General features: G+C 39.0%; 18 protein-coding genes. 12 read left to right on the top strand and 6 right to left on the bottom strand.

Features of this window, described 5'->3' with window-relative positions:
- Positions 1-110: 110 nt before the first annotated feature.
- From AC3EA5_RS10130 to AC3EA5_RS10095, 8 genes are all read left to right on the top strand, one after another.
- Entirely contained in the window at positions 111-545 is a 435-nt protein-coding gene (locus AC3EA5_RS10130; protein WP_488608232.1) for a transcriptional regulator, read from the top strand.
- A 317-nt stretch (positions 546-862) separates the two neighbouring features.
- Positions 863-4,393, top strand: coding sequence for a DUF6359 domain-containing protein (locus AC3EA5_RS10125; protein WP_488608231.1), 3,531 nt, complete (start codon positions 863-865; stop codon positions 4,391-4,393).
- Between the two features lie 812 nt (positions 4,394-5,205).
- The gene (locus tag AC3EA5_RS10120; protein ID WP_488608230.1) at positions 5,206-5,898 is read left to right on the top strand and encodes a hypothetical protein; all 693 of its coding nucleotides are present in this window, start codon (positions 5,206-5,208) and stop codon (positions 5,896-5,898) included.
- Positions 5,891-7,183 carry an efflux RND transporter periplasmic adaptor subunit gene (locus AC3EA5_RS10115; RefSeq protein ID WP_488608229.1) on the top strand — a complete coding sequence of 431 codons (1,293 nt, stop codon included), beginning with the start codon at positions 5,891-5,893 and terminating at the stop codon, positions 7,181-7,183. The genes AC3EA5_RS10120 and AC3EA5_RS10115 overlap by 8 nt, the downstream gene beginning before the upstream one ends.
- A 250-nt stretch (positions 7,184-7,433) precedes the next feature.
- Complete coding sequence (mtnK, locus tag AC3EA5_RS10110) at positions 7,434-8,654, top strand: S-methyl-5-thioribose kinase (protein WP_488608228.1); 1,221 nt, start codon at positions 7,434-7,436, stop codon at positions 8,652-8,654.
- Complete coding sequence (mtnA, locus tag AC3EA5_RS10105; RefSeq protein ID WP_488608227.1) at positions 8,651-9,661, top strand: S-methyl-5-thioribose-1-phosphate isomerase; 1,011 nt, start codon at positions 8,651-8,653, stop codon at positions 9,659-9,661. The genes mtnK and mtnA overlap by 4 nt, the downstream gene beginning before the upstream one ends.
- A gap of 11 nt (positions 9,662-9,672) precedes the next feature.
- A complete protein-coding gene (locus AC3EA5_RS10100) occupies positions 9,673-10,305 on the top strand; it encodes an L-fuculose-phosphate aldolase (protein WP_488608226.1) in 633 nt (210 codons plus the stop codon).
- Positions 10,306-10,597: 292 nt separating this feature from the next.
- Entirely contained in the window at positions 10,598-11,302 is a 705-nt protein-coding gene (locus AC3EA5_RS10095) for a general stress protein (protein ID WP_488608225.1), read from the top strand.
- 95 nt (positions 11,303-11,397) lie between these two features.
- Here AC3EA5_RS10095 and AC3EA5_RS10090 read toward each other — a convergent pair whose 3' ends face one another.
- Positions 11,398-12,252: a dimethylarginine dimethylaminohydrolase family protein gene (locus tag AC3EA5_RS10090; RefSeq protein WP_488608224.1), complete on the bottom strand. Its 855-nt coding sequence runs from the start codon at positions 12,250-12,252 to the stop codon at positions 11,398-11,400.
- A 181-nt stretch (positions 12,253-12,433) separates the two neighbouring features.
- On the opposite strand from AC3EA5_RS10090, the gene AC3EA5_RS10085 reads away from it, so the two are divergent.
- Complete coding sequence (locus AC3EA5_RS10085) at positions 12,434-13,168, top strand: YqcI/YcgG family protein (protein ID WP_488608223.1); 735 nt, start codon at positions 12,434-12,436, stop codon at positions 13,166-13,168.
- 177 nt (positions 13,169-13,345) lie between these two features.
- The gene (locus tag AC3EA5_RS10080; RefSeq protein ID WP_488608222.1) at positions 13,346-14,344 is read left to right on the top strand and encodes a YecA family protein; all 999 of its coding nucleotides are present in this window, start codon (positions 13,346-13,348) and stop codon (positions 14,342-14,344) included.
- Between the two features lie 32 nt (positions 14,345-14,376).
- Here AC3EA5_RS10080 and AC3EA5_RS10075 read toward each other — a convergent pair whose 3' ends face one another.
- The 3 genes from AC3EA5_RS10075 to AC3EA5_RS10065 form a co-directional block, all read right to left on the bottom strand.
- A complete protein-coding gene (locus AC3EA5_RS10075) occupies positions 14,377-15,303 on the bottom strand; it encodes an LCP family glycopolymer transferase (RefSeq protein ID WP_488608221.1) in 927 nt (308 codons plus the stop codon).
- 262 nt (positions 15,304-15,565) lie between these two features.
- Complete coding sequence (locus tag AC3EA5_RS10070; protein WP_488608220.1) at positions 15,566-16,441, bottom strand: SDR family oxidoreductase; 876 nt, start codon at positions 16,439-16,441, stop codon at positions 15,566-15,568.
- Positions 16,442-16,560: 119 nt separating this feature from the next.
- The gene (locus AC3EA5_RS10065; RefSeq protein WP_488608219.1) at positions 16,561-17,832 is read right to left on the bottom strand and encodes a copper resistance CopC/CopD family protein; all 1,272 of its coding nucleotides are present in this window, start codon (positions 17,830-17,832) and stop codon (positions 16,561-16,563) included.
- A gap of 201 nt (positions 17,833-18,033) precedes the next feature.
- Here AC3EA5_RS10065 and AC3EA5_RS10060 point away from each other — a divergent pair, with 201 nt between their 5' ends.
- A complete protein-coding gene (locus AC3EA5_RS10060; protein ID WP_488608218.1) occupies positions 18,034-20,103 on the top strand; it encodes a putative bifunctional diguanylate cyclase/phosphodiesterase in 2,070 nt (689 codons plus the stop codon).
- Between the two features lie 15 nt (positions 20,104-20,118).
- Here the strand turns inward: AC3EA5_RS10060 and AC3EA5_RS10055 are convergent, their stop codons facing one another.
- Positions 20,119-21,624: a sensor domain-containing diguanylate cyclase gene (locus AC3EA5_RS10055; protein WP_488608217.1), complete on the bottom strand. Its 1,506-nt coding sequence runs from the start codon at positions 21,622-21,624 to the stop codon at positions 20,119-20,121.
- 172 nt (positions 21,625-21,796) lie between these two features.
- Between AC3EA5_RS10055 and AC3EA5_RS10050 the strand changes: the two genes are divergently transcribed.
- Complete coding sequence (locus AC3EA5_RS10050; protein ID WP_488608216.1) at positions 21,797-22,519, top strand: gamma-glutamyl-gamma-aminobutyrate hydrolase family protein; 723 nt, start codon at positions 21,797-21,799, stop codon at positions 22,517-22,519.
- 147 nt (positions 22,520-22,666) lie between these two features.
- Here the strand turns inward: AC3EA5_RS10050 and AC3EA5_RS10045 are convergent.
- On the bottom strand, positions 22,667-22,832 hold a 166-nt coding region (locus tag AC3EA5_RS10045; RefSeq protein WP_488608246.1), incomplete at its 5' end, for a zinc ribbon domain-containing protein.

Genomic DNA, 22,832 nt, shown 5'->3' with positions numbered 1-22,832 from the left:
ATTATTTCATTTCAAACTGTATTTTTCTAGATTTATCCTGCACGTTTTAGGGTATAGTGTGATAAACTAATAGTAATCAGAATATTCTGCTAAAAAAGGAGGGGGAACAAATGTTACATGTTCAATTAATGAAACCGTTTTATACAAAGCAGGAAGGTCAGACAATGAAACTGGTATTTGCCTATCAGTACTTCTCAATTCGAAAAGATGAAGAGTTATTTCACTTCATTCCTGTAGAAGGAAAAGAAATCATTGTAAATCTTAATACGTATCAAGTGGAAAATTTGTCAGAAGTGTTTGTGTTCCAAAAAGGAAATCGCTTTATCCGCTTACCACTCTATCAATTATTGCTTGTGTCAGATATCCATATTCATTTGCAAACAATATTGCAACATGGAAAAATGGAGGATTCAGAAATTATGTCCGACGTGTTAGAAGAAGCGGGAGAAGCTATTCTTTCTTTAGAAGAGGGATACCGTGATCGAATGATTGATTACGCTCTAGCAAATAGAGATGAAGGCTTGTTTCAAAAACTAATTCAATAACCGTGGAGGCCATGACATTGAAATTTCATACTGAGTAGAAACACCTATCGATTGTTAAAAAACGATAGGTGTTTTTGTGTTGTCATTTGTAGATTTTTTACAACAAACGTGATATTTGGCATGCATTCAAAATAAGGTAATGAGTGCCTTATAAAAAGTTCTCAGAAAATTTACACTAGTAGATGGAGTTTATTTTAATAGGGAATATTTCATTCTAGTTAATCATAACAATAAGTTTACACAACATTTATATTCCCATAGTAAACGTCTGATAGAATCAGATCGTGTAAAAACTAATCGTCGAGGAGTGGAAGTAGATGAAAAAAAGCAATTGGACAAGCGTTTTTAGTAAAATCGTTTTCTCATTTTTACTTGTCATGTCAACAATCGCACCATTTATTACTACATCAAATGTACAAGCAGCTGAGCCGATAACGGTGGCAGAGGCTATAGCCAATAATTCGGGAGCGGCTACGGTTAAAGGTTTTATTGTAGGAACGGCAAATAGCGGGACAAGCTATGACCAAGAAGCGCCGTTTACAGCCGCTACTAATGTGGGATTAGCAGACGATCCAAATGAAACGGATGCGTCTAAGATTCTTCCCGTTCAATTACCTGCCGGGTCAGTTCGTGCAGGAATCAATTTAGTAGATAACCCTCAAAACTTTAAAGCTGAAGTAACGATTTCAGGAACGCTAAGTGCATACTTTTCGGTTCCTGGCTTAAGAAGTGCTAATGCATTCACAATTATTTCGGAAGGTGAGACACCACAACCTCCACCTGAAGCTGAGGTGTTAGAAAACATCGCTGCTGCTCGTGCAGTAACAGACACTGACAAACTTATCAGTGTAACTGGAACAGTAACAACAGGAATTGGATTCTGGGGTGGTAAAGCATTCTACATCCAAGATGATTCTGCTGGTATTTATGTTTTTACATCAGCAGCAGACGTCAATCCAGGGGACATTGTTGAACTTGAAGGTAAAGTAAGTCCTTACAGTGGCGAACTTCAAATTCAACCATCGAAAATCACAAAAATTTCATCAGCGAACACTTTACCAACTGCACAAGAAATAACGCCAGCTGGTGTCAATGAAGAAACGCAAGGTGAACGTATTCAATTGAACAATGTCGTCATTACTAACTTAGAAAAAGTAAATGATTACGGAACGTTCGAATTTACTGCAACTCATGAAAATGGTGAATCGGTTGTTATTCGTAACGATAATCGTAATGGTTTAGACTATGCTACATTTGCTCAACGTTATAAAGAAGGCGAACTTGTTAATATCTCAGGTATAGCCTCTATATACAATACAACCTATCAAGTAAAAACATTAGGTCTTGAGAGCTTTGACTTGGTGAATAAACCCGCTGTTTACACGGATATTTATCCAGGGACGGTTTCTGAAGGAACTGAAATTGCTTTAATTACTCCGATTGAAGGAGCGAAAATTCACTACACCGTTGATGGATCAACACCAACAACAGCAAGTCCTGAATACACAGGCAAAATTGTATTAACAAAAGACACAACAATTAAAGCCATTGCTGTAAGTGATACAACATCTGAAGTGTTTTCATTCACATACAATGTGTTGAAAGTAAATGATCTTCAAATCCGTGATATTCAAGGCGACGGTCATTACTCGGATTACACGGGTGCGACTGTAAATGAAATCACAGGTGTGGTTACTCATTTATATAACTCAGCAAACTTTGTCATTCAAGACATCACACCAGATGACGACAACACAACATCTGAAGCGATTATGGTCAATAAAGCATCGAATGGCTTGGAAGTCGGCGATGTGGTAACTGTCGCTGGTACTGTTGAAGAATGGTATTACGAAGGCTATTCCGATATGAAAGAAATTGATTTGCCAATTACACGAATTCGAGCAACAACTACTGTTGCTAATGGAACTCACGAACTACCAGCACCATTAGTAATCAATAAAGACATTTTCCCACCAACGGAAATCATCGACAACGATGGTTTAACGTCATTTGATCCAGAAGAAGATGGAATTGATTTCTATGAATCAGTTGAATTAATGCGTGTAGCAGTTTCAAATGCAAAAGTAGTTGGACCTCAAAAATATGGGGAAGTGATTGTTGTTTCAGGGGATTCAAATACTCAGTTCAACGACTTTGGCGGTATTAATTTAACGGCAAATGATTACAACCCAGAACGAATTGTTGTTGATTTTGACAATGAAAGCTATATTGCAAAAGCAGGAGACTTCTATACGGGAGAAATCGTTGGCGTATTCGGATTTGGTTTTGGTAACTATAAGCTTTGGGCAAAAGAATCAGATCTTCCTGAACTTAACGTTTCTGATCGTCCAGATGTCGTGGCCGATATTGAATTTAAAGAAGATGAATTAACGGTAGCTGCGTATAATGTGGAGAATTTCTCAGCTGATTCTAATCACACTTCTGATGAGAAAGCTGAAAAAATCGCAAAATCATTCGTCGAAAACATGAAATCACCAGACATTATCACGTTAGTAGAAGTTCAAGATAATGATGGACCAACTGCTTCAAACAACTCGGATGCTTCTGCAAGCTATGAACGTCTAATCGCTGCGATTATTGCAGCCGGTGGACCAGCTTATGAATGGACCGACATTGCACCAGAATATAACCAAGATGGCGGACAGCCTGGCGGTAACATTCGTGTAGGCTATTTATACAATCCAGAACGTGTATCACTATCTGAAGGAACAAAAGGTGGGTCAACTGAAGCGGTTGCTTGGGAAAATGGGGAGTTAACGTTAAACCCTGGCCGTATTCTTGATTTACCTCAACAAAATACACGTAAGCCATTAGCTGCACAATTTGAATTCCAAGGTGAAAAAGTAGTAGTTATTGGAGCTCACTTAAATTCTAAAGGTGGGGACCAGCCTTTATTCGGTAAAAACCAACCACCTTACCTTGGTTCAGAAGCTGAACGTATTGAACTTGCAACGATGATTAATGACTTTATTAAAAAAGGGCAAGCACAAGATCCAGATTTAAAAGTGATTGTTGCTGGGGATATGAATGATTTCGAATTCACACCAGCTCTTGCAGCACTTAAAGGTGGCATATTAACAAACATGGTAGAGAAAGTACCAGCAGGAGAGCGTTTCTCTTACTATTACCAAGGGAACTCACAAGTTCTTGACCATGTGTTAGTGACGAATAACTTAGCTGATCAAACAGTGATTGATATGATTCACATCAATGCACTTTATATGGAAGAGCATGGTCGTGCGTCTGACCATGACCCAATTTTGATTCGTACTTCATTGAAAAAACCAGCAGATGGTGTGGTTGATGAAGGAGAATGGGAAGAGGAAATCACAAATGGAGAAGTTCGCATCTCGATTCCTGAAAACGAGTTATTTGAAGAAACGTCAATTGCTGTATCTGAAGACAAATTAACTTCATTAATGGAATCTGGCAAAGATGTTGTCCTTGACTATGGACAATTAGAAGTGAACCTAGATCCAAATCACGTAGCAAAATTAGTACATGAAGCGGAGGGTGCCGTTACATTTACGTACGATCAAACGGCCGACGTTGACTATGTAGAAAGTAGTAAAGGCAAGCATTCTGAAACCGTATTGGTGGATCCATTTGCATTTGAAATGACAGATGCGAGTGGTGATGAAATTGAGTTAACTGGACATTTATCGTTCGTATGGGATTTCAGTGCACCAATCGATCACCGACATATGAAAACGTTTGAGCTTGATGAAAAAGGGAAGTGGAAAAACGCTCCTGTTACATCAAAAGGTTCGAAGTGGACATTTAAAGTGAAAAATACGGATGCTATTACAATCGTAAAAACAAAATAAGCATGAAAATAAGCCCTTCTCCGGTTCAATAAACGGGGAAGGGCTTTCATGTTGGCTTTTCCATTTCTTTATCACTCCTATATAGAAGAAATTATATATAACAATAGCACGGAAACACTTGAACCTACAATGCCAAAGACAATATCTTCTTTATTAACTGATAAGAACTTTTCAATGTTCATGATGTCACTTCCTTTCCTTAATTTGTCCGACTGAACGGTCCTTCTATATCTATTTGTACGAATTAAAAGACTTAATGTTACAAGAAGAATGCCCATATTAATGAAAAAATAAACTTATTTTTTTAATATAATTTTAAAATTATTATATCGACTATAGGCAAAATTCAATTTTCCGCCCTATTTGATTGTCAAAATACTAGTTTGGGTCATATGGAGTGGCAAAATACAACTTTAAGGAAATATATTCCATTTACTGATTCTTTCTTTTATAATAAAGAAGAGCTATAAACCTCTTCATTAGGGTAGAGCATTTATAGAGATTGCTAATTCCATACATAGATCTTGCAAATTTCGATAGATCTCATTCCTATTTCCCCATTCGCAAGACATGGCCAATTGAATGGGAGAAAGCCATCTGCCTAGCCTAGGGGGGTTAGGTCTCACTTCTCCTAATAAAGTAAAAAAACGTCAAAATCCCTTAAAATTATGCACCGTATGACATATGTACTGAGTATTTCTCATCAGATTTGCTAAAATACGACCCTTTGTAGGTTACAAGCGTTGTCGTTATTTGGTAAAGTAGAGAAAGATTAAAAGCATATGGTAGGTATGAGAAGGGATTTCGATGACATGATTTTTGATTTTCGATTTTGGAGATATTTTTCTAGACAGCAAGAGTTAATCGATAATCTTGCAAATGCACAAATGAGAGACTTTAAGACACGCGTTTGGATGGTAGGTTTACTGGGTCTTCTATTATTCGCTGTACGTGAATTTTGGGGAATGAATACAGAAAATCTTACATCAACTTTCGTGGTGGCTGGAAGTGACGCATTTACTTTGGCTCGCATTTTATCATTAGTGGGTATATTGATATGGGCTTTCATTTATATGGCATTTCACTTTTTCGGGATTGCATTTTTATTAAACAAACTTACGCACATTGAGTTATCTAAACTCGCTGTTTTGCAATTATATGTACTTAGTATTCTTATAATAGAAAAAGCTTTGATGTTTATCATCTTTGTCCTTTTAGGTTTCACCACGCCAGTGTCCCTATTTTCTTTTGGACCTCTAGCAGGGACCTTTTTAGAACAACCATTCTTCATCTTTTTCTTTAATCAGTTAACTATTTTTTCAGCACTAATTATTGCACTTCAAGTTCGTTTCATTCGAGCATTTTCAGATTACAAATCTTCACACATCTTCTTGCTTGTGCTAGCTATGCATGTTTTGATGGCACTTATTACAGCGGCAGTTGGCTTCATTCCATTTGAGGAATGGTATGTCCGTTTTATTGAAGGGGGTGCTGACGTTGAATAAATGGGTAACGATTGGTCTCTCAATCGCAATTGCAGCATTTTTAGGTGCGAATGCAATTCTATTATTTAGTGAGAAAAGCATCATTCCAAAAACACTATACGTTCATGACTACGAAAAAGTAGCAACAGGCTCATTCGAAGAGCAATTACCGAAGGAATCTTTAGTCGCTCCTGAACAAGTGACGACTGTGTATGTCAAAGATGAAAACACAGTTGATGGCTGGCTTGTTAAAGAAGGCGATGTAGTCCAAACGGGGACTGAACTTGCCCAGTTAAATACGGCTTCTGCAGATGAGCAACGCGCGATTTGGGAAGCAGAACGTGAAGCATTAGAACGTCAACTAACAGATATTAATAGTACGATAAGTTCACTTGAGTCAGATCGCTCGCAAGCGCAATCTGACAATTCCTCAGATGCCAATCAAAACGATAGCATTATTGGAGGTACGGATGAGCAGCCTATCGAAGTGGACATTAATGTGGATGTAGAAGTTGATGTTCAACAAGACGGTGCCTTTGCCCAAGCTATTTCTCAAGCGGAGCAAGAACTAGCTGAAGTAAATCGACAATTGGTTGTGGTGGATGCGCAGCTTTCACAAGAAGGCGCAACAGCCATTATTAGTCCAGTCGAAGGCGTCGTCTCAGAAATTCGAGACGAGAACGGACAATTAGCTGTCGATCTTTATAGTTCACAAAAAGTCATCGTGACGTATGCGACCGACGAAGAATGGCAAGACATTCAAGCAAATGATCGCGTTAGAATTCAAGCGGACGGATTAGAAACATCAGTTGAGGGCGTTGTACTTTCTGTTTCACAAGTACCTTCGACAGATTCAGAATGGTTGAAAGCTTACCAAGCATTAGATCCGAAAGAACAAGCAAATCCATTAGCGTATTATGAAGTACGTGTTCAGCCAAACGAGCCAATTGAAACATTGCCTTTCGGAAACAATACAAACTCACTTATATTGGTGAATGAAGCGAAAGATGCGGTGTCAGTCGATTCAGCTTGGTTATACGATCGATTTGAACAGGATGCTATAGCTCATATTGTCTCTACAAATGGCTTTGCTGTTAAAACACCTGTTAAAATTGCATTTGATTGGAAAACAAGATCGATTTTAAGTGAAGGAATAGCAGCCGGATCGGTTATCGTCTATGAACCATCGATTAGCGACTACCGTTATGCTCCAGCCATTTTCTTCCCTATGCCGATGGATCTCCCTACAATGGATTCCGTTAAAGATGCAGGTTGGAAATTCTATATGAAACACTTAATCTTTTAAATCGGTGCCAGGTACACAAACATTCACGTTTGTTTAAACAAACGCAATTGTTTGAGTACCTGGCACTTTTGCATCTGAAACAGGTGAATCCTTGAATATACCGCAATAATTCGAGAATATATACGTCGAATCCTTGAATGGCATCAATTAATCCTCAAATTACACACTCAAAATATAGAATGTCTTTCCCTCAAGAATCCTCGCATTTGGTATGATAGAAAAAAAGATTTATAAAGGAGCATCTTACGATATGCAAACGTTGAATCAGTACTTTTTAATGAATAACCAAGATGTCATGAATTATGTGAAGAACCATGTGGATTCTTTTAGAGATGTCAATGCAGAGGCGATAAGCTGTGAAGAAATCGGGGATGGCAATTTAAATTATGTGTACCGAGTTGTTAACAAAAACTCGAATGATTCCGTCATCGTCAAACAAGCGGGTACTACTGCACGCATTTCAGACGAGTTTGTTTTGTCTACAAGTCGCAACAAGATTGAAACGGAAGCTTTGCAGTTACAGCATGAGTTAGCGCCAGGGTTAGTGCCAAAGATTCTGATTCTAGACGAAACGATGAGCTGTTGTGTGATGGAGGATTTGTCCCACTTAACGATTATGCGGACGGCACTCAATCACTTTGAAACGTTTCCAAAATTCGCAGAACATATCACAGATTTTTTAGCGAATACGCTTGTTAGAACATCGGACGTAGTGATGAATCATAAAGACAAAAAAGCACTTGTTCAAGCTTATAGCAATCCTGAGCTTTGTGAAATTTCAGAGGACCTTGTCTTTACAGAACCTTTTCATAACCAGTTTAATCGCAATGAAATCACCCCAGGGAATGAAGCGTTTGTTCAAACCCTTTTATATGATCAGGAAGCGTTACATGTACAAGTAGCTAAATTAAAATTCAAATTCATGAATCATGCGCAAGCTTTGATTCATGGCGATTTGCATACGGGATCTGTTTTTATTGACCAAAATGACACAAAAGTCATTGACCCAGAGTTCGCCTTTTTCGGCCCGATGGGATACGATATCGGCAATGTGATGGCGAATCTGATTTTTGCATGGGCTCGTGGTCATGCATACGAAAAACAAGAGTTCACGAATTGGACAGAACATACGCTAGTTGATGTGATTGAAATGTTTTCGAATAAATTCGTTCTAACATGGGATACCTATGCAACGGAGTTAACGGCGAAAAACAAGGATTTTAAACTCGACTATTTGAATGAAGTCCTTCAAGACACTGCTGGTATGGCAGGACTAGAACTCGCACGACGCATTGTCGGATTAGCGAAAGTGAAAGATATTACGAGTATAGAGCCCCTTGAAAAACGCTTACAGGCAGAAAGAATTTGCTTGCGCGTGGCGACTGAATTAATTATGAATCAAGCACAGTTCGATACAGGAGAAGCCTATATTGTAGCACTCCAAAATGCACTGCAGGAGGAAATGAAATGAATGAACCACTAAATCCAATCGAATGGAAATACGATGCACTGGTTTTACTCGATCAAACGAAATTACCGAATGAGATCGTCTATGAGGAGTTTACGACCGTAGAAAGTGTGTGGGATGCCATCGTCACGATGAAAGTGCGAGGAGCACCGGCTATTGGTGTGGCTGCAGCATATGGTGTGTACCTTGGCGTTCGCGATGTCACGAGTAATATAGAAGAAGAAGTTCAAAAACATGTAGATTATTTAGCCACATCACGTCCAACAGCTGTTAACTTGTTTTGGGCACTAGATCGTATGAAAGCGGTCAAGAGCGACAGTCTTAAAGAGGCTTTATTGGAAGAAGCAAAAGCGATCCATAAAGAAGACGAAGCAATCAATCGGGCGATTGGAGAAAACTTATTAACGCTTCTCAATGATGGGATGGGCATTTTAACGCACTGCAATGCAGGTTCGTTAGCAACGTCTAAATACGGAACAGCAACCGCTCCGATGTATTTGGCGAAAGAAAAGGGATGGGACTTCAAAGTATATGCTGATGAAACTCGCCCGCGTTTGCAAGGTTCGACGTTAACCGCTTTAGAGTTAAGCAGAGCAGGCATTGATGTGACGGTCATTACAGATTCGATGGCGGGTATGGTGATGTCGCAAGGCAAAATTCAAGCAGTCATTGTCGGGTGTGACCGAGTGGCAGCAAACGGCGATACGGCAAACAAAATTGGTACCCTCGGAGTGTCAATCTTAGCGAAGCACTATGGCATTCCATTCTATATTGCCGCTCCAACGCCAACGATCGATTTACAAACGCCAACAGGTGCTGAAATTCCGATTGAAGAACGAGATAAATCTGAAGTCATAGAAGGATTCGGTAAGTTAACCGCTCCAGCGCATGTCAATGTGTATAATCCAGCATTTGACGTAACACCCGCTGAACATATCACAGCAATCGTGACTGAAAAAGGGATCGTCCGTGCACCATTCAAAGAAAATTTAGCGAAACTTTTGGGGTGATTCATGTGTTTATGAAGGAACGTCAACAAATCGTAGATTATTGTAAGTTGATGATGACGCGCGGATTAACGAAAGGGACTGGCGGCAATATCAGCATTTTCGATCGAGAGTCCGGACTCATAATTATTAGTGCAAGTGGGATTGACTATGATGTCATGACCGCTGAAGATGTTGTAGTTGTGGATTTAGAAGGGAATTTAGTAGCTGGCAATAAAAAACCATCGAGTGAATTTCCGATGCATGCGATCTTTTACAAGAAACGTAGTGATCTAAATGCGATTGTCCACACGCACTCACCATTTGCCACGACGATCGCTTCCTTACGATGGGATCTACCTGCCATATCATACTTAGTCGCTTTCTCGGGCAAGAACGTACGCTGTGCCGAATATGCGAGCTTTGGTTCACAAGAACTCGCTGAACATGCTTTCGACGCCATGGTGGACCGACAAGCCGTCTTACTAGCTAATCACGGACTACTCGCCGGAGCTGCGAATATCGCAACAGCATTTACTGTAGCTGAAGAAATTGAATTTTGCTGCGAAATCTATACGAGAGCCAAAGCAATTGGTGAACCAGTCGTACTAGAAGACGACGAAATGCAACACATGGCTGAAAAATTTAAAACATACGGACAAAAATAAATAGGTGCCAGGTACACAAACAATCATGAATGTTTAAACAAACGTGAATGTTTCGGTACCTGGCACTTTTGCGTCGAATTTGGGTGAAGTCTAGAATACATGGGTCGAAATGGAGAATAGAGCGTTGAATCCTTGAATAGACGTCACGAATCCTTGAATAGCCCCAATGAAATCGAGAATCACACACTCGAATCCTTGAATCCACGAAAACTACTCCATCCGAGTGTTTAGATACCCTAGAGTAATGGGTAAAAAAGAACATAGCAATAAGATAAGGTAGGAGGAACGGTATATGAAAAAACGTGTGGTAGGTATTTATAATAGTGAAGCTGCGGTTTTATTGGAAATTGATAAGCTTAAAGCACTTGGACATAATGAGGATTCGATATTTGTTTTAGCAAACGATCATAGAAGTGAGTCGATTGTTAATAAAGCAGGAATCCAAGCAGAGAAAATTCCGGAAAAAGGGGAACCAGAGCCGCATAGCGCAGGGTTTTTCAGTAAAGTATTTTATGCATTAGATTATGAAACACAGCATTCTGGTGTAGCGAGTGTCTTAAAATCAGCAGGAGTATCAGCGGATGACGTTGGTTCTTATGTCTATAAGATTGAAAAAGGCGATTTAGTTTTGCTTGCAAGCGAAGATGCGCCACGCCAACCGTTTTCTGATGAAACGGACAGTGGTTATGCAAATGAAGAACAAGCGATGTCGTATTACGAAACGCCAAACACGGAACTTCCAAAAACGTCATTTAATGAAACGGCTCACCGTCCACTAGTATCTAAAGACCCTCAATTTGTTCCTGAAGACACGATCTATCCGATTTACCATGAAGAAATTTATGTGGAACACGTAAGTTTCGAAGAACCGACGTCGACAACACTAGAAAATTCAGACGAAGAATTGTACCGAGTGCCAATATTTGAAGAACGTGTTCAAGTCATTAAAGAAAAAGTTTTAACTGGTGAATTAATCGTAAGAAAACGTAAACTATAAAACGTAACAACCCTTTAGAATAAACTTCTAAAGGGCTTTTTTCTGCCAATAAAAAACATCTTGTCCATGGAAGAACAAGATGTTTCAACTAATTTTTAATGACGAACAATCGGCATCGAACAGCATCGGAAAGATCCACCTGATTTGATAATCTCAGAGAAATCTACTTCCAACACTTCGTAGCCACGCTGTCTCATTTGATGATTAACATCAACATTTACAGGCAAACTAAGCACACGATTTTGACCAATCGATAACACATTCGTACCCATAGAAAACTGTTCACTTTCGCTCACTTCAATCAAATTGTACATCTTGGATAAACGGTCGACGACTTTTTGATCGAGCGCATCAGGAAAAATCAACGCATCAGTCGGCGAAAGAATATTGAACACACAGTCAAGATGCAAATACTTTGGATTAAACGGAATCGGAAGTATCTCAAAGTCAGGCAACTCTTTCTGCAAATTTTGAATCGCATTCATACATGTTCGGTGACTTATGCCAATAAACACGCGTTGACCGTCGACAATGACGTCGCCACCTTCAATTGAATGAGTGGATAACTTTTTATACGCAATGTCATGGTCTTTCATCCAATTGGCTAAAACTTTTTCTTCGCCTTTGCGAATAGGATTTGCCATTTCTGAAATAAACAATTGGTCGCCAAGCGTGAAACCGATATCTCGCGTAAAGACTTGTTCCGGATGATCCTTACTCGGTTGTAGTTTAATCACTTCCACACCAGCATTACGTAGTGTTTGTTCAAATTGATGGTGTTGTGATATGGCTAGAGAACGGTCGATATTTTCATCCATATATTTTTTTTGTACATCATTAATCACTTCTTTAATTTCCATGAATTGAGGCTCACATAAGACTACTTTTTGAAGTGTGCCATATTCACTTTCACAATGTGTCTGTGCTTGTTCTTGTATTAACTTCTCCATGTCTCATCCTCCAATTTCAAAAACTCATTCCTTTTCTATTCCCTTAATTTTTCAAATCATAACCTATTTCCAAAAATTTTCTTTCAGTTTTTCGAATTCGATAGTTTCATGAAATTTCGGATTGGGTAAAGACTAACCAATATGATGGTTGTAAATAAAGAAGGATAGTGGAGGCGATCACTTGATTACGAAGGAAAAAGCGTTATTAACGAAAGAAGATTTCCAAAATAGAACCGACTTACCAGATTGGCTATATAAAGAATACGAAACATTTCATAACACGGTGACGGATAAAACGTTTCCATGTTTTTTTGGGATGAGTGGCGAATTAAAAGGTGAACTCCGCTATGCATATATTACCCAAGAAGATTGGAGTAACTTGCCAGCAGCAGTCTCTGGGTTTTTAGATTTATTTAAATTACCAAACTACAAACGACACGGGCTATTTGTATTTGTTGAACCTTTTGAAATAGAGGGTTCGATAGAGGATTACCGCAAGCAATTTTGGGACATCCTTCAATACCTGCACGAACAAGATGAAGTAGAATGGCCAGAAGACAGTCCGCGAGATCCAGATCATTACTTATGGGATTTCCGATTTGACGGTGAGCCAATCTTCGTGTTCGGAAATGCACCGGCTTACAAGAAGAGAAAGACCCGTCATCTAGGAAATTCAATGGTGTTAGGGTTCCAACCGCGTAAAATATTCGAAGGCTTAGAAGGAACTGAAAAAGGTGGCATTATGTCACGTGAGAAAGTTCGTAAACGTGTGGAAGCTTGGGATCAACTACCGAAGCATCCGGATATCGGACATTTTGGCGACCCAACCCATAACGAATGGAAACAATCCTTCATTGGAGACGACATCGAACCAATCCAAGGCAAATGCCCATTCCATCATAAATCAGAAAGCTAGTAACTTAATCCCCTCCGATAGAGGGGATTTTTTTGCGAATAAAAAAGCAAGAATAGGCATTATTTCATTCATGACAGAAATATAACCCATTCATTTCATTTCCTTCGTCCTCTACAACCAGCCCGCCAATTATGGTAGACTAAACAACTGATGTTGTAAGGAAAAGGACGTGTAAATATGGTAGGAAGAAATGACCCATGCCCATGCGGCAGTGGTAAGAAATTTAAAAAATGTTGTGAATCAAAACAATCTATTACGATTGAAACGGTGCAAGCTGAAGAATTAGAAAGAGTGTTACAAACTTTCTATGATGAATATCCAGAGCGAAGTGATTTGCAGGCTTTATTAGAGGTTATCACGAAGTGGAAAGCTCAATTAGATCCATATTTAGAAGGGGAAATGATTGAAGCGATTGCGATCGATGAATTCTTTTTCCATACAAAACCAGAAATTTGGAGTCACTATATAGAAAAGCAACACAAAAAAGCCGTACGTCCAGCCGTTCAAAATCTTCTAGAAACGTGGAAAACGCCGGATGTTTTAGTTGGGGAAGTCATCCAAGTAGAAACGGACTATATGATAGTGAAAAATATCCTGTCAAATGAAACATTGCAGTTACGCCGTGAAAGTCCGAAGCCTATCCCGACTGGCGTGCACTTATTCAGTTTTATTTTGCCGGATGTGACGTTAAAAGAAGATCACTATTTAGCGGTTTCAAGTCTTGTCTTTATTCCAACAGATCACACAAAAGTGGTCCAAGAATTTGTGAAGGAATTCGAAGCCCAAACAGAAGAGTCTTCGTTCGAATATATGAAAAATCAGATACTCGATTTCTGGCTGAAACTTTGTAAAGATGGATATCAAGGTGGGGAGTTCACTGATTTCGAAGCGGGTGTCTTGCTCGAAGCGATGGATTTCTTAGATAAGCGTGGTCGTGAATCAAAGGCGTTACTCGAGATTACGGAAGACTTTTTAATTGAACAACAGCCGAATGCTCGTAAATTTGCGGCGATTGCAGCAGGAGCCATTCGTTTTGGTCAAGAAAAAGAGTTGTTTGAAGGTCCTTATTGGACAGTGAAAGAAATTGCTGAGCACTTCAAAGTTTCAACCTCGACAATGAACAAATACTATACCGATTTATTGGCGTATGACGAGCGAGTCAATGCAAACGCATAATCGAATCCAGCACAAAGAAAACCACTCAACATTTAATGAGTGGTTCTTTCTTTGTCCAAATGTTCTTGAAGGGTGATTTGTAGCTCTTCTAACTCAGCAGGGTCCACTAAGTAGTACCAAATATGTTGCATCATTTCATCCGTACCGTTTTGAAAAGAAAGGGACTCAACCTCTTTCAAAGAATCTACGTAATTTTTTTGAATGAATTTCATTTCGTCAAACGTTAAATTAGTCCGAACATGATCGCTCACTAAGTCTAAAACCTCTCGATAAGCGAATACGCTTTGCAAGCTTGCGGCTTTATTCACAATCGCCTGCAAGACCATTTTTTGCCGCTCTTGACGGCCGAAATCTCCATTGGGATCGTCATATCGCATCCGAACGTAAGACAGTGCTTCTTCACCGGTTAACTGAATTTCTCCTTTTGGATAATGAAATTCATCTACTTGAAAAGCGAGCGAATTCGTTACCTGGACACCATCTAAAGCATCGATTAGTCCAACAAATCCTTCCATATTAAGCGAAATGACATAATCAATTGGAATATCTAAAAAATCTTGAACCGTTTCATGCGACATTTGAACACCACCAAAGGCATACGAATGGTTGATTTTATCACGGCTAGGTCGACCCGCAATCGGCACATACGTATCGCGTGGAATACTGAGCATTTTGGTTGTTTTAGTCTTAGGATTGACCGTAACAACGATCATCGTATCAGAACGACCACGATCATCTTCCCGCTCATCAACGCCAAGCAATAGAAAGGAAACTGGCTCTAATTCTTTCACGGAGAGTGGTTCAACTTGACGCGAATTCACCTGTAACGGAAGAGGTTCATGTATATTCACAGCAGTGCTTTTGATGGAGGAATAAAACCAGGAGAGCAGTATGATTGAAAAGGTTAATAAAACACCTGTAACGAGTAATACGATTTTCTTCCACGACCAATTCTTCATTTGAATACACCCCCTACAAGCAATCTATCCAAAAATGTAGATTTTTAGAATGTGAATAGGGGAAGAAGAGGTCGTATTCTCCATTTCGTAGGGTGTATTCAAGGATTCACAAGGGACATTCAAGGATTCAAGCCACACATTCTAAAATTCATCGATTTCACACAATTTCACCACGTCGCAAAAGTCCCCAAACAATCAATCTGCCAAAATTCTCTCCATTAAAAAACCGCAGTGGATAATTTCCACTGCGGCTCAAATCTAATTAAGATCCAACAAAATCTCCACCATCAACATGGATGGTTTGACCGGTCATATAAGTTGAATCGGCTGAAGCTAAGAAGACAAAAGCCGGTGCATTTTCGGCTGGTTGACCGCGGCGTTTCATCGGCGTGTCCTCTCCTTGTTTTTCAACTTTCTCTGCATCAAAAGTGGCAGGAATCAACGGTGTCCAAATCGGACCAGGTGCGACCGCGTTCACTCGAATGCCTTTTTCCACGAGATTCAATGCAAGAGAGCGGGTAAAGGACGTAATGGCACCTTTTGTTGCCGAGTAATCGATTAATCCTGGCGATCCACGATAAGCTGTGACCGATGATGTGTTCACAATCGCATCACCCTTTGTCATATGTGGCAAAGCCGCTTGTGTTAAATAAAACATGGAGAAAATATTTGTCGAGAATGTTTCTTGTAACTGGTCAGGCGTAATCGCTAAGAAATCATCTTGCGGGAATTGCTTACCTGCATTATTCACAACTACATTAATCTGACCGAATTCCTTCATCACTTGATCAACCACATCTTGACAATTTTCATCGTCAGTCAAATCTGTTGCGATCTTCAATGCCTTTTGGCCATACCCTTCAACAAGTTTCGCCGTCTTGTCCGCATCTTCATCTTCATTCAAATAAACAATCGCAACATCTGCGCCTTCTTTCGCATACGCCACTGCGACAGCGCGACCAATTCCACTATCGCCACCCGTGATAATGGCTACTTTGCCCTTCAATTTGTCCGAGCCTTTATATTGTGGATCATCATAAATCGGAGCGGGAGTCATTTCAGCCTCTATACCAGGCTGCTGATTTTGAGTTTGACCATGTGTTTTTTCATCGGCTTTTTTTAACGTTTCTTCTTTCATATAAATCATCCTCCTTGAATATCGTCATACCCAAATGATTCCCAAAGTGTCAGGTACCCAAACATTCATGAAATTCACGAAAGTGTAAACAAACACAATTGTTTGTGTACCAGGTACCGTCAAGAAGGACTTAACTGAGTTAACACACCAACAATAAGAAGGATGAGAAGTGCAAGTCCGCTATCAAAATACAACAATTTTTTATTCGTTAATTTAGTGTTTATTCTCATATGTCGTCGAATAAAACCTCCGACAATAAATACGCCGAACACAGTGAGGATTTTAGCTAATAACCAATAGCCCCATGTAGTTGTCCATAAAGCATCAATAGACGGTGCTAAAATGAGTGCATAGATCGTTCCAGTGACACTCAACGCTAAAATACTAAACAGTGCTGCCCGGGAGAACACAGTAAGGAAAGCGTCCGTCTCACCTTGTTTCCATAAAGTTAAGAGGATGAATAATCCACCAATCCACACCGCTGCTAATCCGAGATGTATGAAGTTCAGACCAACCGTTACAAAAGGAAAGTCGGAAGCAACAGCATGGCTGTTTAAACTCTTCAATAAAAGCAGAATCGCGGCAAAGGAAAGATCTACAATTCGATTTCGTCCAACGATATATAAGCCAATTACAGTCACGACAAGAGCTGCTGTCCAATATTGACCCACTTCGGTACGTAAAAATAAATCTCCCCAAGTTAGGTGGTCAAAAACTGTTAAGAAATCTCGTGCTTGTGACCATGTGAATAAAAACAGGAAAGCTAAATGGAATAACTGACTACTTGGCACAAACCGTGTATGAAATCCTCTTGATTTCCAAATTAACAAACCTGATAACAACAGTAATGAAGTGATATACAAGAATTTTATAATGGCTGATAAAGTCGAAACACTCGAAGTCATTTGCTCCGAATCATTTATAGATAATTTTTCCTCGCTAGCTAACGTCATGTTCATTTCTTCATCAATAATGTCTTCCGTCATTACTTCTTCCTTAATAGGTGTTTCTATCTCCTCAACTACACCTGCTATATTCACCGTAAAATCAATGACACCTTTAATAGGATGACCATCTTTAGATATCACGGAATAAATGATTTGGATTTGCCCTGATGCGTCGGGTAAAAGTGCTGCAGTTAATTCATTTTTATCTGAATTAATCTCAGCGTCGCCATTTAGAATAGATCCACGAGCTTGAGTACGAACGTCAAGTTCGAATACGGTAGGATCAATAGACGTAGTAAATGTTAAGCGGACCTCATTTGGCATGGTTTCAAGAACGTCACCTTGAGCAGGCGAACTTGATGAAAGATCAGCATGAGCACTTGCCGTCAACGTATATGCAAACAAGCTAAAAACCAAAACGATAAAGATGCTCCATTGTTTCATCTTAATCACCCTTTCTCATTTTCTATTAGCCAAGATTTAATAGCTAACGAATGAAACCCTAAAAAAGATTAACTTCAAAATATTTGTAATTATTTAGTGAAAAAACAATGTGTCGAAAAATGAAATATTTTGATGAAAATTCTGACAAATGGTGGTATATTAGATGCAGAGTTGAATTGAACTTAGGAGGTACTATTTCTTATGCAACAATCCATAACGGTACTTCATATAAATAAAGTTACGCATGAATTCACGAATATAATGAATAATGGGAAGACCAGTTCATTTTTAAATGAAGAAATAAAAACCATGATTCTACAAAAAATACATACTGCTAATTTTGATAACTTTAAAATACTTATGGCTTCGCAAACATTCGAAGTTAGACTTGGTCAATATAATGCAAACGGTTATATTTGTTTATTAACACCACTATTACAAAGAAGCGTCGAGCATACAGTCGAATTAGAAATCAAATTAAGAGATCAACAAACGAAGCTATTTGAATTGGCTAAATCACGTAATATTTCGAGAGAAACAATGGTTGATAGTTTACAAAGCGTTTGTGAAACGGTTAGTGAATTAATTGACTGTGAGCGAATTGGCATTTGGTTATTTGATGAAAATCATCACGTATTAACCGCACAAAATATTTATGATCGTCGCTTTTCTTCGCATTCGAATGCAACTTATTTAGATATCCTTGAATTCCCAATTTATTTTCAAGCCGTTAAAAGTTCAAGGGCACTTGCTGTTAATGATGTATCGGAAGATTTGAGAGTCAGTGAATTGTACCCTGCTTATTTTGAAAGCATGGGCGGTATTAAATCGATGCTGGATGCGCCAATCGTACTGAGCACTGGAATTGGCGGCGTATTATGTTGTGAATCCTTAACGAAGCGCGTATGGACGGAATTAGACCAAACGCTTGTCGGAACATTAGCAGACATGATTGCGTTTTTATATGAGCGAGTTTCGCGTATTGAAGCCGAAAATCAAGTGCGAGATTTAGCCTATATCGACCAATTAACGGGTTTGCCAAATCAGAATGCCTTTATTTCAAAAGCCAATGACGAATTAGATGCGAATCAAGACATGATTTTCGCTTATTTGCAACTAGATCAATTCTCCAATATTCAAGATGTATTAGGCTTTGAATATGGGGAAGAAGTGTTAAAACAAACAGCGAGTCGTTTGACCAACATTTTCCCAGAACCTGCGCATGTTGCTCGAATCGGATTCGATCATTTTGCGGTTTGTTTCAATAAAACCTGGGTTCCTCATTACGAGACACAACTTCTGGATTTAAAAAAACCTATGCAAATCGACAACCAGGAAGTATACATAACCTATAGCTACGGCGTTAGTGAATATCCTAAGCACGGGTATAACGCAAAAGAGTGTCTCCAAAGAGCTCAAATTGCTTTAAATGATGGCCGCAAGTATTTGTCTCGCGGTGTAACTGCAGCGTTTATTCCAGATATGATCGAGGTTTCAAAATCCGACCTCCAAGTGGAAATGAATTTACGAAAAGGCTTAGATTTCAACGAATTTATGTTGTTTTATCAACCACAAACGAACTGCCAAACCAATCAAGTTGTGGGATTTGAAGCATTGATTCGCTGGAACCATCCGGAGCGGGGACTTGTTCCTCCACTCGAATTTATATCTCTAGCAGAATCAACGGGATTGATTCTTCCGATTGGGGAATGGGTCATTCGAGAAGCGTTTAAACAGTTACAAGAATGGAAAAAACAAGGGCGAAATCAATTTACGCTTTCCGTAAATATTTCACCACGTCACTTTTTACACGAGAGGCTTGCTCCATTTTTAGAAAGTTGTTTACAAGAATACGAGATACATCCAGACAAATTAATGATTGAAATCACTGAAAATGTAGCAATGAAAGATTATGTTGCCGTGCAAGGTCGAATTAAAGAATTACGCGACTTAGGGTTTTCAGTCAGTATTGATGACTTTGGAACGGGTTTCTCTGCGTTCGTCTACTTGCAACATTTTCAAATTCAAGAAATAAAGATCGATCGAAACTTCATTCGCGAGATTGTAGAAAACCCAAAGAGTTTTGCGATTGTCAAAACGATTGTGGAGCTAGCAAAATATTTAAAACTTCGGGTCATTACAGAAGGAATCGAAACAGAGGAACAGCTCGAAATAGTTCGTAACATTGGTTGTGAAATCATTCAAGGCTACTATTATTCAAGACCATTACCGATTCAAGAAATTGAAGACTGGCTCGCACAAAGAGTATAAAGAAAAGCCCTTCGGTTATTCTGAAGGGCTTTCGTCATGATACTTATAAAAGGCAAACTGATTCTTGCCATTGCGTTTCGAGTCATACATCGCTTGGTCAGCATGTTGAATTAACTGATCAAAGGTTTCGCTATCCTCAGGCATGCGACTAATACCGATGCTTGTGGTTATTCGAGCAATAATTCCATTAAGTTCATAAGGTTCAGATATGACATCGTGTAATAAATCCCCTAATTTTTCGAGTTCATGATAATTTAATTGCTGTACTAAAATGACAAATTCATCCCCACCAAACCTAGAAATGATCGCATTTTCGTGAATAATGCTAATCGTCAGTCTTGAGGCTACTTCCTGAAGTAACATGTCCCCAACAGTATGACCATATCCATCATTAATATATTTGAATCCATCTAAATCAAGAAAGAACAGAGCAAACGAATTGTCCGTATTACTCATTTCATCAAAATCTTTTTTCAATTTAAAACGATTTGGTAATCCCGTTAAATAATCATGATAAGCAAGACGTTTTATTTCCTTATGAGATTGCTCTAACGACTCGAGTAGCTCATTGGTCGTATGTTCTAACAGAAAGATTTCGTCCTTATTTTTACGACTATGTGTCAAACGATGAGAGCCATCTTTTGATAGATTAATGTCTTTTAACTGAAAAGAAAGGTTTGTCACCCTCGATACAATCAATCTGTCCATTAAGATGTAGATAAGAGCGACTAAAAACAAAATCATCAAGAGGAAGATAACAAATAGGTCATTTAAACTTTTTGTCTTTTGCTGGAAATAATCTCGATCATCAAGTAGGACGAACTGGGCAAATTCATTTTCAGTAGCCACTGGAATAAAGACAGAGCCATCCATTTCTTTATCATTCATCAGCTGAATTTCATGGGTAGGGAAAGCAATTCTTTCTACGACTGATATGTCTTTGATTTCTAATGAGAGAGCATTTTCCAATGTATTTAAAAATGCTTCATCTATGTAACGAACCATCGCTAATTTTCCGTTTGGCTCACCTTCACCTGAGCTTGGGTACGTGTCTTGAATGTCGACATAGGCAAGCCCATTTGACGTATTTACAATAAAAGCGGAGTCCTGTTTCCCAAACGTAACAAGTAGATTTTGGACTACATCTTTCAGCTCCGACGGAATATCTTCAATACCTTTGCCAAATAAAAGCGAATTGTCTCGATCATAGAAAAACATATAATCGATTTCATTGTTTTCAAAGGTATTCATTTGTAAATTCGACTCAATATACATGGGTTTATTTCCTGCAATAAAGTCATATGTGTCGTCCCAAATTGCCCAGTCTAAGGTTACTCTTTGTAGACGTTCATCTTCAAGATGTAAATAGTTTTCTAAACGAGTTAACTTTTGTTCCATCCGAATTTTATCGAGCTGGATCCCATCTTTTATTAACAAAGGGCGTGTTGTCACCATAAGGAAAACGAGAAATAATATCATGGAGATTCCGATGATAAAAATAGTTTGAACTTTAAGTTTCACTTGGAATCACCTCGATTTGCGATATTATGAATTAATTATACTTCGAAAATTAAAAACTAAATAGATAGGAGAAGAAATATTTATCCGAATAAACAGATACGTTTCTTAAAAGGTGAGATGGGTATAATGTTTATTAGACAAATAAGTTTTTAAGAGAACGGAGAATATATAGATGAAGCCTATAGTAGGAATTACAGCAGAAGTACAAAAGGATAATAGTTATTTCATGCCACCTGTATACGCGAACGCAGTTACGCAAGCTGGTGGAATCCCAATGCTTATTCCACTAATTCCAGAAGAAGATATCGATGCAATGTGTGAACAGATTGATGCACTCTTTTTGACAGGTGGAGAAGATATAGACCCAAGCTATTACGGGCAAGACCCACATGTGCATTTAGGCAAGATTGCGCCTAGACTTGATGCAATGGAACATGCTCTAGTTAAAAAAATGTTGGAATTAGATAAACCATATATCGGTGTATGTCGCGGATTACACATGTTAAACGTAGTCACTGGTGGCTCACTCTATCAATCCATTCATTCTCAAAGAGAAGAAGATGTCATGCAGCATAAGCAAACGGCTGAGCGAACACATCGCTCCCATCCAGTAAAAGTCGAAAAAGATAGCCGCATGTACGAAATGCTACAAGAAGATGAATTTAAAGTAAATTCATACCATCATCAAGCGTGTCACGAAGTAACTGAACCACTACGTATTGTAGCTCGTGCGAAAGATGGCATTATTGAAGGTGTAGAAAGCACAGAGCATTCATTCGTTTTCGGCTTCCAATGGCACCCAGAAGAATTCGCTATGATTGGCTGCGAACCGTCAAAACGAGTTTTCAAAGCCTATATTGATGCAGCAATCAAACGCAAAAATAAAGATAATTGAACTACCCCCACTTATCGACCTTACGGTCTGATTGAAGTGGGAGATTCTTGGGAACAGAGCGTACTTGTTGACGTATTTCTTTGTCAACAGAGGTTTCTCTTATTGACCAAGCTATCCCCGCAGATTCCTGCGGTTCTACCCTTTTATTTAAGCCAAAACTAAGGTTCTTAAGCCTTCGGCTAGGATATTTTTGCTGGCATTTATATCTCTATTGTGATGTTCGTGGCAAACAGGACAAGTCCATTCCCTTATTTCAAGAGATTTCTTGCCATCCTGATGTCCACAATCGGAACATATTTGACTAGACGGGAAC

The sequence above is a fragment of the Paenisporosarcina sp. genome, assembly GCF_057785155.1.
The sequence above is the reverse complement of the archived record's forward strand: the minus strand, read 5'-3'. Positions and strand labels throughout refer to the sequence as shown.

Coding starts and splice junctions, on each gene's coding strand:
- AC3EA5_RS10130 (WP_488608232.1), top strand. CDS start 111: ATGTTACATGTTCAATTAATGAAACCGTTTTATACAAAGCAGGAAGGT.
- AC3EA5_RS10125 (WP_488608231.1), top strand. CDS start 863: ATGAAAAAAAGCAATTGGACAAGCGTTTTTAGTAAAATCGTTTTCTCA.
- AC3EA5_RS10120 (WP_488608230.1), top strand. CDS start 5,206: ATGATTTTTGATTTTCGATTTTGGAGATATTTTTCTAGACAGCAAGAG.
- mtnK (WP_488608228.1), top strand. CDS start 7,434: ATGCAAACGTTGAATCAGTACTTTTTAATGAATAACCAAGATGTCATG.
- mtnA (WP_488608227.1), top strand. CDS start 8,651: ATGAATGAACCACTAAATCCAATCGAATGGAAATACGATGCACTGGTT.
- AC3EA5_RS10100 (WP_488608226.1), top strand. CDS start 9,673: ATGAAGGAACGTCAACAAATCGTAGATTATTGTAAGTTGATGATGACG.
- AC3EA5_RS10095 (WP_488608225.1), top strand. CDS start 10,598: ATGAAAAAACGTGTGGTAGGTATTTATAATAGTGAAGCTGCGGTTTTA.
- AC3EA5_RS10090 (WP_488608224.1), bottom strand. CDS start 12,252: ATGGAGAAGTTAATACAAGAACAAGCACAGACACATTGTGAAAGTGAA.
- AC3EA5_RS10080 (WP_488608222.1), top strand. CDS start 13,346: ATGGTAGGAAGAAATGACCCATGCCCATGCGGCAGTGGTAAGAAATTT.
- AC3EA5_RS10075 (WP_488608221.1), bottom strand. CDS start 15,303: ATGAAGAATTGGTCGTGGAAGAAAATCGTATTACTCGTTACAGGTGTT.
- AC3EA5_RS10070 (WP_488608220.1), bottom strand. CDS start 16,441: ATGAAAGAAGAAACGTTAAAAAAAGCCGATGAAAAAACACATGGTCAA.
- AC3EA5_RS10065 (WP_488608219.1), bottom strand. CDS start 17,832: ATGAAACAATGGAGCATCTTTATCGTTTTGGTTTTTAGCTTGTTTGCA.
- AC3EA5_RS10060 (WP_488608218.1), top strand. CDS start 18,034: ATGCAACAATCCATAACGGTACTTCATATAAATAAAGTTACGCATGAA.
- AC3EA5_RS10050 (WP_488608216.1), top strand. CDS start 21,797: ATGAAGCCTATAGTAGGAATTACAGCAGAAGTACAAAAGGATAATAGT.